This is a genomic window from Pseudomonas sp. GD04015 (genome assembly GCF_029837675.1).
Lineage (GTDB): Bacteria > Pseudomonadota > Gammaproteobacteria > Pseudomonadales > Pseudomonadaceae > Aquipseudomonas > Aquipseudomonas paralcaligenes.
Map to the genome: position 1 here is coordinate 53095 of NZ_JAOEEE010000029.1, position 15826 is coordinate 68920.

At 69.1% G+C, this 15826-nt stretch carries 17 protein-coding genes and 1 pseudogene; 15 read left to right on the plus strand and 3 right to left on the minus strand.

The genetic code is table 11. The features are described from left to right. Positions 1-67 precede the first annotated feature (67 nt). Positions 68-961 carry a DUF6279 family lipoprotein gene (locus N7640_RS19905; protein ID WP_279903606.1) on the plus strand — a complete coding sequence of 298 codons (894 nt, stop codon included), beginning with the start codon at positions 68-70 and terminating at the stop codon, positions 959-961. Here the strand turns inward: N7640_RS19905 and ung are convergent. Next, a complete protein-coding gene (ung, locus tag N7640_RS19910; RefSeq protein WP_279903604.1) occupies positions 921-1616 on the minus strand; it encodes a uracil-DNA glycosylase in 696 nt (231 codons plus the stop codon). The genes N7640_RS19905 and ung overlap by 41 nt on opposite strands. Before the next feature lie 396 nt (positions 1617-2012). Between ung and N7640_RS19915 the strand changes: the two genes are divergently transcribed. The 3 genes from N7640_RS19915 to N7640_RS19925 all read left to right on the plus strand — a co-directional run bounded on the left by N7640_RS19915 (position 2013) and on the right by N7640_RS19925 (position 3646). Beyond that, entirely contained in the window at positions 2013-2450 is a 438-nt protein-coding gene (locus N7640_RS19915) for a PaaI family thioesterase (protein WP_279903603.1), read from the plus strand. Between the two features lie 24 nt (positions 2451-2474). Then, positions 2475-2735, plus strand: coding sequence for a Rho-binding antiterminator (locus N7640_RS19920; RefSeq protein ID WP_279903602.1), 261 nt, complete (start codon positions 2475-2477; stop codon positions 2733-2735). Positions 2736-2830: 95 nt separating this feature from the next. Continuing rightward, positions 2831-3646: an HDOD domain-containing protein gene (locus tag N7640_RS19925; RefSeq protein ID WP_220815894.1), complete on the plus strand. Its 816-nt coding sequence runs from the start codon at positions 2831-2833 to the stop codon at positions 3644-3646. Here the strand turns inward: N7640_RS19925 and N7640_RS19930 are convergent, their stop codons facing one another. Then, positions 3647-4528 carry an AraC family transcriptional regulator gene (locus N7640_RS19930; protein ID WP_279903601.1) on the minus strand — a complete coding sequence of 294 codons (882 nt, stop codon included), beginning with the start codon at positions 4526-4528 and terminating at the stop codon, positions 3647-3649. A 119-nt stretch (positions 4529-4647) separates the two neighbouring features. On the opposite strand from N7640_RS19930, the gene N7640_RS19935 reads away from it, so the two are divergent. The 11 genes from N7640_RS19935 to N7640_RS19985 all read left to right on the plus strand — a co-directional run bounded on the left by N7640_RS19935 (position 4648) and on the right by N7640_RS19985 (position 15522). Then, positions 4648-6141, plus strand: a complete 1494-nt coding sequence (locus N7640_RS19935) for a CoA-acylating methylmalonate-semialdehyde dehydrogenase (protein ID WP_279903600.1) — start codon at positions 4648-4650, stop codon at positions 6139-6141. Positions 6142-6248: 107 nt separating this feature from the next. Continuing rightward, on the plus strand, positions 6249-7496 hold the full coding sequence (locus tag N7640_RS19940) for an ABC transporter substrate-binding protein (protein ID WP_279903599.1): 1248 nt from the start codon (positions 6249-6251) through the stop codon (positions 7494-7496). Between the two features lie 6 nt (positions 7497-7502). Then, a complete protein-coding gene (locus N7640_RS19945; RefSeq protein ID WP_279903598.1) occupies positions 7503-8666 on the plus strand; it encodes an acyl-CoA dehydrogenase family protein in 1164 nt (387 codons plus the stop codon). Between the two features lie 131 nt (positions 8667-8797). Next, positions 8798-9616, plus strand: a complete 819-nt coding sequence (locus N7640_RS19950) for an enoyl-CoA hydratase (protein WP_279903597.1) — start codon at positions 8798-8800, stop codon at positions 9614-9616. Between the two features lie 75 nt (positions 9617-9691). Further along, positions 9692-10795 carry an enoyl-CoA hydratase/isomerase family protein gene (locus N7640_RS19955; protein ID WP_279903596.1) on the plus strand — a complete coding sequence of 368 codons (1104 nt, stop codon included), beginning with the start codon at positions 9692-9694 and terminating at the stop codon, positions 10793-10795. Between the two features lie 106 nt (positions 10796-10901). Further along, complete coding sequence (gene mmsB / locus N7640_RS19960) at positions 10902-11786, plus strand: 3-hydroxyisobutyrate dehydrogenase (RefSeq protein WP_279903595.1); 885 nt, start codon at positions 10902-10904, stop codon at positions 11784-11786. 319 nt (positions 11787-12105) lie between these two features. After that, entirely contained in the window at positions 12106-12699 is a 594-nt protein-coding gene (locus tag N7640_RS19965) for a DUF4136 domain-containing protein (protein ID WP_279903594.1), read from the plus strand. A gap of 63 nt (positions 12700-12762) precedes the next feature. Continuing rightward, positions 12763-13323 carry a DUF4136 domain-containing protein gene (locus N7640_RS19970; protein WP_279903593.1) on the plus strand — a complete coding sequence of 187 codons (561 nt, stop codon included), beginning with the start codon at positions 12763-12765 and terminating at the stop codon, positions 13321-13323. Continuing rightward, the gene (locus tag N7640_RS19975; RefSeq protein ID WP_279903592.1) at positions 13320-13808 is read left to right on the plus strand and encodes a GNAT family N-acetyltransferase; all 489 of its coding nucleotides are present in this window, start codon (positions 13320-13322) and stop codon (positions 13806-13808) included. The genes N7640_RS19970 and N7640_RS19975 overlap by 4 nt, the downstream gene beginning before the upstream one ends. 55 nt (positions 13809-13863) lie before the next feature. Beyond that, on the plus strand, positions 13864-14307 hold the full coding sequence (locus N7640_RS19980) for a DMT family transporter (RefSeq protein ID WP_279903591.1): 444 nt from the start codon (positions 13864-13866) through the stop codon (positions 14305-14307). 81 nt (positions 14308-14388) lie between these two features. Then, positions 14389-15522 (plus strand): GGDEF domain-containing protein, encoded by a 1134-nt coding sequence (locus N7640_RS19985; RefSeq protein WP_279903590.1) that lies wholly within the window; start codon positions 14389-14391, stop codon positions 15520-15522. Positions 15523-15538: 16 nt separating this feature from the next. On the opposite strand, the pseudogene N7640_RS19990 reads toward N7640_RS19985, so the two are convergent. Next, a pseudogene (locus N7640_RS19990) lies at positions 15539-15826 on the minus strand (penicillin-binding protein 1C); the annotation flags it as partial.

Sequence of the window (15826 nt, forward strand, 5' to 3'; positions counted from 1 at the left end):
CCGCCGCGCCGTTGTCATCCGCACGCATTATCCTCCGCCCCCAGGTAACCGACGGCGAGGGCCTCACATGCGAAGACGCTTCCTCTCCCTGCCCCTGCTCGCGCTGCTGGCCGGCATCTCCCTGCTCACCGCCTGCAGCCGCCTCGACCTGGCCTACCGCAACCTCGACTTGCTGCTGGCCTGGCGCATCGACAGCTACCTCGACCTCAACGCCGAACAGAAGGCCTGGCTCAAGCCGCGCATCAGCCAGCACCTGGCCTGGCATTGCAGCACCCAGCTGCCGCAGCTGGCCGACTGGCTGGACCAGGACCGCGCCAACCTGCGGGCCGGCCAGCTCGACGCCGCCCACCTCAAGGCCCGCTTCCTCGACCTGCGCGACGCGCTCGGCGATGTGTCCAGCGAAATCAGCCCGACCGCCGCCGGCCTGCTGCAACAGCTCAGCCCGAAGCAGGTGCAGCAACTGCGCCAGTCGATGGCCAAGGAGAACCAGAAGCTGCGCCGGGAATTCGTCGAACCGCCCCTGACCAAACAGATCGCCAAACGCAGCGAGACCACCGAGGAACGCCTGGAGCCCTGGTTCGGCAAGCTGGACGCCCGGCAGAAGGCCCTGGTGCAAGCCTGGTCGCAGGAGCGCGGCGAACAGAACCGACTGTGGCTGGAGAGCCGCGAGCGCTGGCAGGCGGCACTGCTGGAGGAACTGGAAGGACGCCGCAGCACCGACTTCCCCCAGCGCATCGACGCCCTGCTGCGCGAGCGCCAGGACTACTGGAGCGAGGACTACCGGCGCTCCTTCGCCGACAGCGAGCACGGCCTGGCGGAGCTGCTCGACCAGCTCATCGCCAGCGCCAGCCCGGCGCAGCGCGAGCGTCTGAACGAGCGCCTCGGCACCCTGCGCGAGGATATCGCCGGACTTACCTGTGCTACCCCTGCAGCGGAGGCAGTCGCCAGTCGATCGGAGTGAGGCCGCACTGCTCCAGGTACTTGTTGGTGCGACTGAAGTGGCCGTTGCCGAGGAAGCCCCGGTGGGCCGACAGCGGCGAGGGGTGCGCCGACTTCAGCACCAGATGGCGGGTGGTGTCGATCAGCTTCTGCTTGCTCTGCGCGTGGGAGCCCCAGAGCAGGAACACCAAGTTGCCCGGGCGCGCGTTGACCACCTCGATCACCTTGTCGGTGAACGGCTGCCAGCCCTTGTCGGCGTGGGAGCCGGCGCTGGCCTGCTGCACGGTCAGCGAGGTGTTGAGCAGCAGCACGCCCTGCTCCGCCCAGCTCTGCAGGTAGCCGTGGCTGGGGATGTCGATGTTCAGGTCGCGCTTGAGCTCCTTGAAGATGTTCTGCAGCGAGGGCGGCGCCGGCACGCCGGGCTGCACCGAGAAGCACAGGCCGTGGGCCTGGCCAGGACCGTGGTACGGGTCCTGGCCGATGATCACCACCTTGACCTTGTCCAGCGGGGTGGAATTGAGCGCGTTGAAGATCAGCGGCCCCGGCGGGTAGATCACCTTGCCGGCGGCCTTCTCGGCCCTGAGGAACTCGCCCAGCGCCTTCATGTAGGGCTTGTCGAACTCGTCGCGCAGGGCCTCCTTCCAGCCCGGTTCGAGTTTGATGCGGTCGTCGCTCATGCGCTTTTTCCCTGCTGCGAAACAAAGACGGCACGCTAGGCAAGGGCCGGAGGCAAGTCAATACGCGAAGGGCCCCGTGCGTTGTTTTCTGGGTCCCCGCCTTCGCGGGGATGACGGGGGCGTCGGCAGGGGCATCGGGTGAAGGCCCTACACGCAAGTCAGGAAATCTCCGTCATTCCCGCGCAGGCGGGAATCCATGCGAGCTCAGGCACCCCATCCCTGGATCCCCACCTTCGCGGGGATCCAGGGACGTGAGTACCCGATAGCCCTGGCGAAGGAAATGCGCGGGGGCTTCACCCGCCCTGCTGATGCCCGCCCATCACGCGAGTGGATGCGCTTGGCGGCCAGAGGCAAGCCGGCCAAGACTGCAGGCTCACCTCATCTGGAGCACAGCGCATGGACACCGCCACCGAGACCGGAACCGAGACCGCAACCGGCATCAGCCGCGAGCGCCTGGAGCAGGCGCTGGAACATTCCACCTTCGCCCAGCTACTGGGCGCCGAGCTGCTCGACTTCTCCCCGGGCCGGGTCAGCCTGCAGGTGCGCAGCCGCCCGGACCTGTGCCAGCACCACGGCTACCTGCACGGCGCCGTGGTCGGCTTCATGGTCGACAGCGGCTGCGCCTGGGCCGCGGCCTCCATGGTGGGCGACGTGGTCACCAGCGAATACAAGCTCAACCTGCTGGCGCCGGCCCTGGGCGAGCGCCTGGTGTGCCGCAGCGAGGTGCTCAAGGCCGGGCGGCGCCAGGCGGTATGCCGCGCCGACGTGTTCGCGGTGCAGGATGGTGCGGAAAAACTGATCGCCACCGGCCTGGCCACCATCGCCCGGGTCTAGGCTGACCGCTATGGAGGACTCGCCATGAGCACCTATCGCCCGCTGGACTGCGACCTGTACGACTACCTGGAACTCGCCTGCCTGCACGGCTATCGGCTGCAGATAGAGCTGGTGGAGGGAGCAAGCTTCGTGGCCCGTGCGCTGGACACGCGCACGGCGCCGAGCAAGGAGGAATTCCTCCTGCTGCAGACCGAGGACGGCCAGCGGGAGGTGCGCCTCGACCAGCTGCGGGCGATCACCCAGCTCGACCCCGACGCCCGCTTCGGCCGGGTCGAGCTGGCGTAACCCGCGCTGCACCCATCCCAGCCTCGACGTGGATTCCGCGCCACCGGGCGATTTGCTAGCATCGCCCACTCATCCCCTCGCCCCCGCCATGCCCCATGTCGCAGTCCGTCAATGCCGTGCGCTTCGCCTTGCTCACCCGCTTCCTCAAGGGGCAGGCCAAGGTGCCGCAGATGCCCGAAGCCGCGCTGCGCATCCGCCGCCTGTTGGAAGACCCGCGCACCTCGCTGGAGCAGCTGGCCCGGGTGATCAACAGCGACCCGCCGCTGGCCGCCTACCTCATGCAGTTCGCCGAGAGCCCGCTGCTGCGCGGCGGCCGGCCGTGCGTGTCGATGCGCGACCTGCTGGCGCGGCTCGGCACCCGCCAGCTCAACGACCTGGTACTGGGCTTCTCCCTGCGCCACCTGTTCTCCAGCCCGGAAGCCGCCCTGCAGAAGGCCTTCACCCTGCGCTGGCGGCGCGCCCGCGAACGCGCCGCCTACTGCGCGGCCCTGGCCCAGCGCAGCGGCCTGCTGCTCGACGAGGCGATGCTCGGCGGTCTGCTGCAGGACATCGGCAGCCTGCCGCTGCTGGCCGAACTGGAGCACTGGCCGGACTACCCCCGCGAGCTGGAGGCGCTGGACGCACTGTGCGAGGAATTGTCGGGCGACATCGGCGCCCTGGTACTGACCCGCTGGCAGGTGCCGACGGCGATCATCGACTGCGCGCGGCAGCGCGGCAAATGGCTGCGCGAACACCCCGGCCGCGCCGACCTAGCCGACCTGGTGCTGGTCGCCAGCGCGCTGCAGAGCGCCGCCGACGACCTGCCGGAAGTGCTGCCCGCCCAGCTCCGCCTGGGGCTGGAGGCGCCGCTGGCCGCCCTGCGCGAGGAACTGCGCCAGGAGCTGCAACTGTGGCTGCGGCTGCTCGCCTGATCAGCCCTGGTGCAGCGCCCGGTAGTGACTGGGCGCCATGCCCACCACCTTCCTGAACAGCCGCGAGAAGTAATAGGGATCGTCGTAGCCCAGCTGCTCGGCGATCTGCCGTACCTCCAGCGTGCCCTGGTCGAGCAGGCGGCAGGCCTGGGCCATCTTCAGCTGGATGAAATCCTGGATCGGCGCGTGGCCGGTCAGGGCGCGGTAGGTCTTGGCGAAGTGGAAGCGCGACAGCTTGAACTGCGCCGCCAGCTCGTCCAGTTCCAGGCTGCCGTGCAGGTGGCTGCGCATCACCGCCCGCACCGCCTCCACGTCCAGCACCCGGCCTGACTTCAGCGTGGTGCGCGCCGGCAGCACCGCCAGGGAGCTGAGCAGCGCCTGCAACTGGTGGGCGGCGTGGACGAAGTGCGCCGGGTGGAGGCCCTGGCGGTGCAGGCCGAGCAGCGCCTCGAAGTCGGCCATCAGGCGCGGCTGCATGCCGATGCGCCGCACGCCGGTCCAGCCCAGCAGGCGCAGGAAGTCCTCGCTCAGGGCGCCGTCGAAATGCACCCAATGGATGGTCCAGGGCCGTTCGGCATCGGCGCCGTAGGCATGGGCTTGGCCACGCGGGAGCAGCAGCAGGTCGCCACCGCCCACCTCGAATCGTCCATCCCCGGTCTCCAGCCAGCCCCGCCCGGCGCGGCAGTAGATCAGCAGGTGGTCATCCGGCTGGGTACGCCGCATGCGGTGCCCGGCGGCCTCCGGGTAGTAGCCCAGGGCCAGCGGGAAGCAGCCACTGGTCAGGGGGTGACGAGCCAGCACACGGCGCAGCCGGGGCGGCACGACGAAGCGCAGGCCGTTGGCCGGCAGCGGCCAGTTGGAGGTTTCCACGGAGGCGCTCATGGCGTTCTCATCCCTGTACGAATGCCAAGATCGTCCATCCGATCGGCAAGATCGTCAATCCACAGGCCCGCCGACTGCGGCTATAACTGCTGCACACAAGAACAAACAGGAGGCCCACGATGCCCCAGGTGATCCCGCAGCTGATCGACGGTCAGTGGCAGGCCAGCAGCGCCCGCGAACTGATCGAAGTGACCGACCCCGCCACCCAGGAAGTCCTGGCCCTGGCGCCCAAGGCCACCTTCGAGGAAATCGAGGCCGCCATCGCCGGCGCCAGGAAGGCCTTCCAGAGCTGGCGCGAAGTGCCGGTGCCGGAACGCGCGCGGCTGATGCTGCGCTACCAGCACCTGCTCAAGGAACACCACGACGAGCTGGCGGAGATTCTCGCGGCGGAAACCGGCAAGACCTTCGCCGACGCCAAGGGCGACGTCTGGCGCGGCATCGAGGTGGCCGAGCACGCGGCCAACATCTGCAGCCTGATGATGGGCGAGACGGTGGAAAACGTCGCCCGCGAGATCGACACCGCCAGCTGGATCCAGCCGCTGGGCGTGTGCGTCGGCATCACCCCGTTCAACTTCCCGGCGATGATCCCGCTGTGGATGTTCCCGCTGGCCATCGCCTGCGGCAACACCTTCATCCTCAAGCCCTCCGAGCAGGACCCGCTGACCCCCAACCGTCTGGCCGAGCTGTTCCTCGAAGCCGGCGCGCCGGCCGGCGTGCTGCAGGTGCTGCATGGCGGCCGCGAGGTGGTCGACGCCCTGCTCACCCACGAGGACATCCGCGCCATCTCCTTCGTCGGCTCGGTGCCGGTGGGCCAGCACATCTACCGCACCGGCACCCAGCACCTGAAGCGCGTACAGGCCTTCGCCGGCGCCAAGAACCACATGGTGATCATGCCCGACGCGCCCAAGGACCAGGTGCTCAGCAACCTGCTCGGCGCCAGCTGCGGCGCCGCTGGGCAGCGCTGCATGGCGATCAGCGTGGCGGTATTCGTCGGCGAGTCGAAGCAGTGGATTCCCGAACTGGCCGCGCAGATGGCCGAGCTGCGTCCCGGGTACTGGAAGGACAGCGGCGCCGCCTACGGCCCGCTGATCAGCCAGCAGGCCAAGCAGCGCGTGCAGAAGCTGATCGCCGAGGGCAAGGCGGAAGGCGCCGAATGCCTGCTCGACGGCTCCCACTGCGAGGTGCCGGGCTATCCGGACGGCAACTGGCTGGGCCCGACCCTGTTCCGTGGCGTGACGACCAAAATGAGCCTGTACCGCGAGGAAATCTTCGGCCCGGTGCTGGTGTGCATGGAGGTCGACACCCTGGAAGACGCCATCGAACTGGTCAACGCCAGCCCCTATGGCAACGGCACCAGCATCTTCACCCGCTCCGGCGGCGCCGCGCGCCACTACCAGCACGCGGTGGAGGTCGGCCAGGTGGGCATCAACGTGCCGATCCCGGTGCCGCTGCCGTTCTTCTCCTTCACCGGCTGGAAGGGCTCCTTCTATGGCGACCTGCACGCCTACGGCAAGCAGGCGGTGCGCTTCTACACCGAGACCAAGACGGTCACCAGCCGCTGGTTCGATGACAGTCCGGTGACTGGACCGAACATGACCATCCAACTCAAGTAAGCGTTGACGCACCGCAACACGGTGCCACTACGACGAAAAGACAATGCCTCCTCGTTCGCCAGGGCTGCACAGTCGGCCCTGGCACAAAAAGAACAAGGAGCACTGCCATGAAACGATTGACCGCCTGTCTGGCCCTCTGGGCCGGACTCACCGCCGCCGCGCAGGCGGCCGAGCCGATCACCCTCGGTCTCAGCTACCCGCGCACCGGCAGCTACAAGGAAGAAGGACTGGCACAGATGCGTGGAGCCCTGCTGGCCATCGACGAGCTGAACGCCAAGGGCGGCGTGCTCGGCCGCCCGCTACGGCTGTCCAGCCTGGACGACGCCTCGCGCCCCGAGAAGGCCGCGCGCAACGTCGACAAGCTGGCCGGCGAAGGCGCCGCGATGCTCTTCGGCGGCGCGTCCAGCGCGGCCGCCATCGCCGCCGGCAAACGCGCCCAGGAGCGCGGCCTGCTGTACTTCGGCACCCTCACCTACTCCAACGACACCACCGGCAAGGACGGCCACCGCTACCTGTTCCGCGAGTGCAACAACGCCTGGATGAGCGCCCGCGTGCTCGGCCAGTACCTGGCCAAGAACCTGCCGGACAAGTCCTACTTCTACGTCACCGCCGACTACACCTGGGGCAACACCACCGAAAGCTCGCTGCGCGAGACCACCGGCACCCAGGACGGCGCGCGCCACCCGGGCCTCAAGGTGCCCTTCCCGGGCGCGCGCGTGGCCGACTACCAGAACGCCCTGACCCAGGCCGCGCAGAGCGACGCCCAGGTGCTGGTCCTGGTGCTGTTCGGCGAGGACCTGGTGCGTGCCATGCGCATCGCCGAGAGCCTCGGCCTGACCCGGCGCATGCAGATCGTCGCGCCCAACCTGACCCAGGGCATCGTCGAGCAGGCCGGCCCCGGCCTGATGGAAGGCGTGCTCGGCACCGAACCCTGGACCTGGCGCGTGCCGGAACTGGAAGGCAGCCAGGCCGGCCAGGCCTTCGTGCGCAACTTCACCGAACGCTACGAGGTCTACCCCTCCAGCGCCGCCGCCTCGGCCTACAGCATCGTCCAGCAGTGGGCGGACGCCGCCGGCCGCGCCAGGAGCCTGGACAGCGAGGCGCTGATCAAGGCGCTGGAAGGCCACCGCTACAGCCTGCTCAAGGGCCCGCAGCAGTGGCGTGCCTTCGACCACCAGAACGTGCAGACCGTGTACGCGGTGCGGGTGAAGAGCCGCGCCGAGGTGATGGCCTCGCCGCGTCATCAGGATTACTTCGAGATCGTCCACCGCCTGGACGGAGAACAGGCCGCCCCCAGCCTCGCCGAATGGCAGGCCGAACGGCGCGCCGCCGGCCAGCCCACCACCCTGCAATGAGCGCCTATGGACTTTGAGCTGAACGAGGAACAACGCCTGCTGGTCGACAGCGCCCGCGCCTTCGCCGCGCGGGAACTGGCGCCCCACGCCGCCGACTGGGACCGCGAGCACCACTTCCCGGTGGAGGTGATCCGCCGCGCCGCCGAACAGGGCTACCTGGCCCTGTACATCGGCGAGGAGGACGGCGGCCTCGGCCTCTCGCGGCTCGCCAGCTCGCTGATCTTCGAACAGCTCGCCGCCGGCTGCGTGGCCACCACGGCCTACCTGACCATCCACAACATGGCCTCGTGGATGTTGGCGAGTTTTGGCGATGAGTCCCTGAAAGCGCAGTACCTGCCGGGCCTGACCGGCGGCGAGCTGCTGGCCTCCTACTGCCTCACCGAACCGGACGCCGGCTCCGACGCCGCCCGCCTGCGCACCCGTGCCCGGCGCGAGGGCGACGACTACGTGCTGGACGGCAGCAAATGCTTTATCTCCGGCGCGGGATCGACCGACGTGCTGATCGTCATGGCACGCACCGGCGAGGACGGCGCCAGGGGCATCTCCTGCTTCCTGGTGCCGGCCGACGCCGCCGGTGTGAAGTACGGGCGCAACGAGGACAAGATGGGCTGGAAGGCACAACCGACCCGCACCATCACCTTCGAGGGCGTGCGCATCCCCGCCGGCAACCGCATCGGCCCGGAGGGCCAGGGCTTCGTCTACGCCATGAAAGGGCTGGACGGCGGCCGCCTGAACATCGCCAGCTGCTCCCTGGGCGCGGCCCAGGCGGCGCTGGAACAGAGCCTGCGCTACGTCGAGGAACGCAAGCAGTTCGGCAAGGCCCTGGCCGAGTTCCAGGCCCTGCAGTTCAAGCTCGCCGACATGCTCACCGACCTGACCGCCAGCCGGCAGATGGTGCGCCTGGCCGCGCACAAGCTGGACCATAGCCACGGCGAGGCCAGCCTGTACTGCGCCATGGCCAAGCGCTTCGCCACCGACCACTGCTTCGCCCTGTGCAACGACGCCCTGCAACTGCACGGCGGCTATGGTTACCTGAACGACTACCCGCTGGAGCGCTGGGTGCGCGACAGCCGCGTGCACCAGATACTGGAAGGCACCAACGAGATCATGCGGGTGATCATCGCCCGCCGCCTGCTGGACCAGGGCGGCATGCTGGATCGCCTGCTGTAGCCCTTAGTCCCCTCTCCCTCCGGGAGAGGGCCAGGGTGAGGGGCTGGCGGGTGACGCGGAGTCGCCTGGCATACCCCTCACCCTCGGCCCCTCTCCCAGGGGGAGAGGGGAGTCAACTAACGAGGAACGTCATGACCACCGCCATCGAACCCTACAACCCCGGCATGTTCGACCTGACCCACAAGCTGACCGTGGAAAAGCACGGCCATACGGCGCTGATCACCATCAACCACCCACCGGCCAACACCTGGGACCGCGACTCGCTGATCGGCCTCAAGCAGGTGGTCGAGCACCTCAACCGCGACGACGACATCTACGCCCTGGTGGTGACCGGCCAGGGCGGCAAGTTCTTCAGCGCCGGCGCCGACCTCAAGCTGTTCGCCGACGGCGACAAGGCCCGCGCCCGAGAAATGGCGCGGCGCTTCGGCGAAGCCTTCGAGACACTGCGCGACTTCCGTGGCGTATCGATCGCCGCGATCAACGGCTACGCCATGGGCGGCGGCCTGGAATGCGCCCTGGCCTGCGACATCCGCATCGCCGAGCGCCAGGCGCAGATGGCCCTGCCGGAAGCCACCGTCGGCCTGCTGCCCTGCGCCGGCGGCACCCAGGCCCTGCCCTGGCTGGTCGGCGAGGGCTGGGCCAAGCGCCTGATCCTCTGCGGCGAACGCATCGACGCCGAGACCGCCCTGCGCATCGGACTCATCGAGCAGGTGGTCGACACCGGCGAGGCGCGCGGCACTGCCCTGCTGCTGGCGGCCAAGGTGGCGCAGCAGAGCCCGGTGGCGGTGCGCACCATCAAGCCGCTGATCCAGGGCGCCCGCGAGCGCGGCCCGAACACCTGGCTGTCCGAGGAGCGCGAGCGCTTCGTCGACCTGTTCGACGCCGACGACACCCGCGAAGGCGTCAACGCCTTCCTAGAAAAACGCGACGCCCAGTGGCGCAACAAGTAGGGCGGGTGCAACCCGCGTGATGGCAGCAAGGCATGAGCCGCGTGTTCCACCCGCCCTGCACGAACGGATAGCAAGATGAACGTGACCTTCGAAGAACGCCCTGGCCTGAACGGCTTCCGCATCGGCATCGCCAGCCTGGACGCGGAAAAGAGCCTCAACGCCCTGACCCTGCCGATGATCGAAGCACTGGATGCCAGGCTGCGCCAGTGGGCCGAGGACGAACACATCGCCTGCGTGCTGCTGCGCGGCAACGGGCCCAAGGCCTTCTGCGCCGGCGGCGACGTGGTGCAGCTTGTACAACAGTGCCGCGAACACCCCGGCGAGGTACCGCCGCTGGCGCGGCGCTTCTTCGCCGACGAATACCGCCTCGACCACCGCATCCACACCTACCCGAAACCGCTGCTGTGCTGGGCCCACGGCCACGTGCTGGGCGGCGGCATGGGCCTGATGCAGGGCGCGGCGATCCGCATCGTCACCCCGAGCAGCCGCCTGGGCATGCCGGAGATCAATATCGGCCTGTACCCGGATGTGGGCGGCAGCTGGTTCCTCGCCCGCCTGCCGGGCAGGCTCGGCCTGTTCCTCGGCCTCACCGCCGCCGGCATCAATGCCCGCGACGCGCTGGACCTGAACCTGGCCGACCGCTTCCTCCGCGAAGACCAGCAGGAAAGCCTGATCGAGGGCCTGGTGCAGATGAACTGGCGGCACCAGGCGCCCGAGCAGCTCAGCAGCCTGCTCCGCGCCCTGGAGCAGGAGGCCCGTCCCGACCTGCCGGAAGCCCAGTGGCTGCCGCGCCGCGAACGCCTCGACGCCCTGCTCGACCTGGCCGACCTGCCCGCCGCCTGGCACGCCCTGACCGCCCTGCAGCACGATGCCGACCCGCTGCTGGCACGCGCTGCTAAGACCCTGGCCGCCGGCTGCCCGCTGACCGCCCACCTGGTCTGGGAACAGATCCGCCGCGCCCGCCACCTGTCCCTGGCCGAGGTGTTCCGCATGGAATACGCCATGAGCCTGAACTGCTGCCGCCACCCGGAATTCCCGGAAGGCGTGCGTGCCCGCCTGATCGACAAGGACCAGGCGCCGAAGTGGCACTGGCCCGATCCGGCCGCCATCCCTCGCGCGGTGATCGAGGCGCACTTCGCTCCGGCATGGGAGGGTGCCCACCCCCTGGCAGACCTGTAACCGTGGGAGCGGCCTTGGCCGCGATGCTCTTTGCGCGGCCAGTCGGAATGCCGCCCAGCCGCCCCCACTCATGGCCCCACGCGGACATACGAGGAGAACAACAACAATGACCCAGATCGCCTTCATCGGCCTCGGCCACATGGGCCTGCCCATGGCCCGCAACCTGCTCAAGAATGGCTTCGCCGTGTGCGTCTTCGACCTGGTCAAGGAAGCCGTCGACACCCTGGTCACCGAAGGCGCCCAGCCCGCCGGCAGCGCCGCCGACGCGGTCAGGGGCGCCGCCGTGGTGGTCAGCATGCTGCCCGCCAGCCGCCACGTGGAAAGTCTCTACCTGGGCGAAGACGGCCTGCTGGAGAAGATCGCCGCCGACGCCCTGGTGCTGGAATGCTCGACCATCGCCCCGGACTCGGCTCGCAAGGTTCACGCCGCCGCCGCGACCAAAGGCATCGCCCTGCTCGACGCCCCCGTCTCCGGCGGCACCGCCGGCGCCGCTGCCGGCACCCTGACCTTCATGGTCGGCGGCGAGGCCAGCCATCTGGAACGCGCTCGGCCGGTACTGGAAGCGATGGGCAAGAACATCTTCCACGCCGGCCCGGACGGCGCCGGCCAGGTCGCCAAGGTGTGCAACAACCAGTTGCTGGCGGTACACATGATCGGCACCGCCGAGGCCATGGCCCTGGGCGTCGCCAGCGGTCTCGACCCGGCCGTGCTGGCCGAGATCATGCGGCAGAGCTCGGGCGGCAACTGGAGCCTGGAGAAGTACAACCCCTGGCCGGGAGTGATGGAGAATGTGCCGGCATCCAGGGGCTACAGCGGCGGCTTCATGGCCGAGCTGATGGCCAAGGACCTGGGCCTGGCCCAGGAAGCGGCCCAGGCCACCGGCAGCAGCACGCCGATGGGCGCGCTGGCACTGCAGCTGTACCGGATGCTGCTCAAGCAGGGAGATGGGCGGCTGGACTTTTCGGCGGTGCAGAAACTGTTCGTCGAGTGATGGCGTCGCGGCTACGCCAAGCCTTCTGCAGGCACAGGATCGGAGCGCCTGGCAGAGGCTGATCGGCCGATCAGCGATGCCGTGTGGCGCTCGGGAGTTTCCTTTGGCTATGCCCCCGTTACGTGTTGGTGGCGCAACCCTGCTTTTGTGGGAGCGGCTGGACGGCATTCCGATTGGCCGCGAAATTCGCGGATAAATCCGCTCCCACAAGGTCTGCAACAACTAACGGGTACATAGCCTTTCCTTTGGCCCCGGTATGATCAGCCAACAGACTTGCATCCGAACATAGGGTCCACTCGGCCCAAACTCCGGAGTGATCATGAAAGCCCTCCTCCTGCCGCCGCTGCTCCTGCTTCTCGCCGCCTGCCAGAGTCACAACCCCTACGTAGCCGACGGCAAGCCGCTGCCGCCGGCGCCTCCCGGCGCGGCCGAGCATTTCGACCGCAGCGCCTACCCGGCGGCGCCACGCGACTACGGCCACTACCGCGACTGGAGCTGGCGCCAGCAGCCGGCCGGCAGCGCCTGGGCCGACGGCGCGCTGGTCGCCGAGGCGGTGGGCGGCGGCCTGGACCAGCGCGGGCTGCGCCCGGTGCGCCCCGGCAAGGCCGCGGACCTGCAGGTGAGCGCCTCGCTGCGCCTGGAGAAGCGCCAGTACCAGGTGCGCGACGACTACGGCAGCTACTATGGCAATGGCCCCTATGGCGACCGCTACGGCATGTACGGACACGTGCCGCTGACCCGCACTTACGAAGTCGAGGTGGCGGTGGTGAACATCGAACTGTACGACGGCGCCAGCGGCCAGCCGGTGTGGAACGGCAGCGCCGAGGCGCGTGGCGAGGGCAGCCGCAGCGAGCACGCGGACGCCCTGCGCCGCGCCGTGGCGGATGCCCTCGGCACCTATCCGCCGCACTGACGAGTGCTTGCCCGCCAGCCCGACTTGCAGTTCGATAGGGGCTCTACCCAGGAGGTTTGCATCATGCTTTCCCGAATTCTGCTGGCACCGCTCCTGCTTCTGCTGGCCGCCTGCCAGAGCATCCACGTCGAACGCGACTTCGACGCCACCCGCGACTTTGGCGCCTATCGCAGCTGGAGCTGGCAGGAGCCGGGTCTGCAGTACCGGCCGGACGATCCGCGGATCAAGAGCGACCTTACCGAACAGCGCATCCGCGACGCCGTCGCCCAGGAACTCGACCAGCGCGGCCTGCGCCCGGCCCAGGGCGGCGGCGCAGCCGACCTCAAGGTGCAGGCCTGGCTGATCGTCGACGAGCGCCAGGACCAGGTCAGCACCAACTACGGTGGCTACTGGGGCGGTTATTGGGGAGGCTACTGGGGCGGCCCGGCCTTCAACGAGACCCGCACCGTGGAATACAAGGTCGCCACCATCCAGGTCGACCTGTTCGACGGCAAGGACGGTAAGCTGGTGTGGCGCGGCAGCGCCGAGCAGATCATGCGCCAGTCGCCACCCAGCCCCAGCGAGCGGGAGGCGGCCATCCGCCAGACCGTGGCCAAGGTCATCGCGCAGTATCCGCCGCGATGAGCGACCAGTTGCTCGGCCACCGCCCCGCCAGCGCGGACGACCTGGACGAGGTGGTGCGCTTCGTGCGCAACGCCGACGAACTGTTCTACGCCTTTCCCCGCGCCCACTGGCCATTCACCCGTGAGCAACTGGCGGCCGCCTTCGCCGAGCGCCGGGGCAACACCCTGGCCCTGCTCGACGGGCGTGCCGCCGGTTTCGCCAACTTCTACCAGAGCCTGCCGGGCGACTACTGCGCCCTGGGCAACCTGATGATCGCGCCCTGGGCCCGCGGCCAGGGCGTGGCGCGCTACCTGATCGGCGTGATGGAGCGGCTCGCCAGCCGCGACTTCGACGCCCGCGAACTCAAGGTCTCCTGCTTCAACGACAACGCCGCCGGCCTGCTGCTCTACGCCCGTCTGGGCTATCGGGTGACCGGCTTGGTCGAGCGCCAGCGCGGTCAGACGCGGGTGGCACTGGTGGAGTTCGCCAAGCCGCTGCAAAGCTGACCCAAGGGACAACAACAGGCATAATCGGCACTCCTCTCGCATTCCGGAGACCGCCATGCCCAACTGGTGGCTGCTCGCCCTGCCCCTCATCGCCGGCGCCGTGATGCCGCTGCAGGCCGGCATCAATGGCCAGCTGGCCAAGCACCTGTCCAGCGTGATGGCCGCCGCCCTGGTTTCCTTCCTGGTCGGCACCCTCGCCCTGCTGATCATCGTCCTGGCCCAGCGCGAGGTCTCCGGCCTGGCCGCGTTCAAGGGGCTGTCCTGGTGGCACTGGAGTGGCGGCCTGCTCGGGGCGTTCTTCATCGCCACCGCCGCCTTCGCCGGCCCGCGCATCGGCGCCCTGCTGTTCATGGTGCTGGTGCTCGCCGGCCAGCTGGGCATGGCCCTGCTGCTGGACCACAACGGCTGGGTGGGCTTTCGCGAAGCGCCCATCACCGTGGGCAAGGCCGCCGGTCTGGCACTCATCGTCGGGGGCATCTGGCTGATCCGTCGCGGCTGACGACGAAATGCTGGCACTTTGCTTTATTTGACCGGTTGGCGACGCTATGCTGCTGATATGCCGCATTTGTGATCACAACACATGGCCCCCGAAACCCCGTTCTCCCTCAGTGCCACCTTCCCCCTTCTCCGCGAAAGCCAGGACACCCGGGTCCGCACCCGCCTGGGCGGCATCTACTACCTGCTGGCCTGGCTGCTGACCTGGGGCTTCAGCGCGGCCCCCGGCTCCATGCAGGTCCTGGGCCTGCTCGGCACCCTGTTCTTCGCCGTGATGATGGCGCTGCGCTGGCTGCACCGCCTGCCGGCCCAGGAGAACGATGCCAGCCTGGGCCAGTGGATCGACCGCCACTGGGGTCTGATCCTGCTCACCAGCCTGGGCTGGGGCCTGGCCCACGCCTGGACGCTGCTGCGCCCGGAGTTCGAGCCGTCGCGGCTGATCGCCACCCTCAGCACCGTGGCCTTCAGCACCGCCATGGCCTTCAACTTCCCCATGCGCAAGGCCCGCTGCGTGCTGGCCATCCTGCTGCTCTACGCGCCCGGCCTCGCCGCGCTGGCGGCGCAGTGGGACAGCCAGGAAGCGCTGGCCATCACCCTCGGCTTCTACCTCACTTACCTGCTGCTGGCGCTGAACCGCAGCCACCGCGAGTACCACGCCACCCTGGCCATGGAGCAGCAGCTGGTCGACCAGCGCGAGCGCTACGACCGGCTCAGCCGCACCGACCCGCTGACCCAGCTGGGCAACCGCCTGCAGTTCAACAGCCTGTTCCCGAGCCTGGTCGCCAGCGCCCGGCGCCAGGGCACGCCGCTGTCGCTGGTGCTGATGGACATCGACTTCTTCAAGCGGATCAACGACGAGCACGGCCACAGCAGCGGCGACATCTGCCTGAGCGACTTCGCCGAGCGCATGCGCCAGGTGTTCCGCCGCGACAGCGATGCCCTGCTGCGCCTGGGCGGCGAGGAGTTCGGCGTACTGATGCCCGGCACCCCGCTGGAAGAAGCCTGCGCCCTGGCCGAGCACTTCCGCAGCAGCCTCGCCAGCCAGGGTTTCGAACTCCAGGGCCTGCGCCTGCCGCTGACCACCAGTCTCGGCGCCGGCAGCTTCGACGCAGCGCTGGACGACACCGCCGAAGCCTTCTTCAAGCGCGTCGACGACGCTCTCTACCGGGCCAAGAGCGAAGGCCGCGACCGCCTGGCCCTGGCCGGGCAACCCGAATGACCCGGGCAGCGGCGAGCTACTCGCTCACCTGGAACTCCACTCGCGCCGTCGCCCCACTCTGGTCCAGCAGGCTCAGCTGGTAGACCCCGGAGGCGCTCAGCTTCTGCTCGATGCTCTCCCCCGGCTGGCTCTCGCCCACCGGCGCGCCGTCGAGGAACCACCAGCGCGTGCCGCTGCCGCCCAAGGCCGAGAGTTTCAGGCGCAACGGCCCGTCGCTGCTGGCGGGACGGCGCAGGCGGTCGCCGTCGCGCACGCCGACGATGGACAGCGGCGCCGCCTGCACGGGCAGCGGCGGCGGGCAGTC

Coding starts and splice junctions, on each gene's coding strand:
- N7640_RS19905 (WP_279903606.1), top strand. CDS start 68: ATGCGAAGACGCTTCCTCTCCCTGCCCCTGCTCGCGCTGCTGGCCGGC.
- ung (WP_279903604.1), bottom strand. CDS start 1,616: ATGAGCGACGACCGCATCAAACTCGAACCGGGCTGGAAGGAGGCCCTG.
- N7640_RS19915 (WP_279903603.1), top strand. CDS start 2,013: ATGGACACCGCCACCGAGACCGGAACCGAGACCGCAACCGGCATCAGC.
- N7640_RS19920 (WP_279903602.1), top strand. CDS start 2,475: ATGAGCACCTATCGCCCGCTGGACTGCGACCTGTACGACTACCTGGAA.
- N7640_RS19925 (WP_220815894.1), top strand. CDS start 2,831: ATGTCGCAGTCCGTCAATGCCGTGCGCTTCGCCTTGCTCACCCGCTTC.
- N7640_RS19930 (WP_279903601.1), bottom strand. CDS start 4,528: ATGAGCGCCTCCGTGGAAACCTCCAACTGGCCGCTGCCGGCCAACGGC.
- N7640_RS19935 (WP_279903600.1), top strand. CDS start 4,648: ATGCCCCAGGTGATCCCGCAGCTGATCGACGGTCAGTGGCAGGCCAGC.
- N7640_RS19940 (WP_279903599.1), top strand. CDS start 6,249: ATGAAACGATTGACCGCCTGTCTGGCCCTCTGGGCCGGACTCACCGCC.
- N7640_RS19945 (WP_279903598.1), top strand. CDS start 7,503: ATGGACTTTGAGCTGAACGAGGAACAACGCCTGCTGGTCGACAGCGCC.
- N7640_RS19950 (WP_279903597.1), top strand. CDS start 8,798: ATGACCACCGCCATCGAACCCTACAACCCCGGCATGTTCGACCTGACC.
- N7640_RS19955 (WP_279903596.1), top strand. CDS start 9,692: ATGAACGTGACCTTCGAAGAACGCCCTGGCCTGAACGGCTTCCGCATC.
- mmsB (WP_279903595.1), top strand. CDS start 10,902: ATGACCCAGATCGCCTTCATCGGCCTCGGCCACATGGGCCTGCCCATG.
- N7640_RS19965 (WP_279903594.1), top strand. CDS start 12,106: ATGAAAGCCCTCCTCCTGCCGCCGCTGCTCCTGCTTCTCGCCGCCTGC.
- N7640_RS19970 (WP_279903593.1), top strand. CDS start 12,763: ATGCTTTCCCGAATTCTGCTGGCACCGCTCCTGCTTCTGCTGGCCGCC.
- N7640_RS19975 (WP_279903592.1), top strand. CDS start 13,320: ATGAGCGACCAGTTGCTCGGCCACCGCCCCGCCAGCGCGGACGACCTG.
- N7640_RS19980 (WP_279903591.1), top strand. CDS start 13,864: ATGCCCAACTGGTGGCTGCTCGCCCTGCCCCTCATCGCCGGCGCCGTG.
- N7640_RS19985 (WP_279903590.1), top strand. CDS start 14,389: ATGGCCCCCGAAACCCCGTTCTCCCTCAGTGCCACCTTCCCCCTTCTC.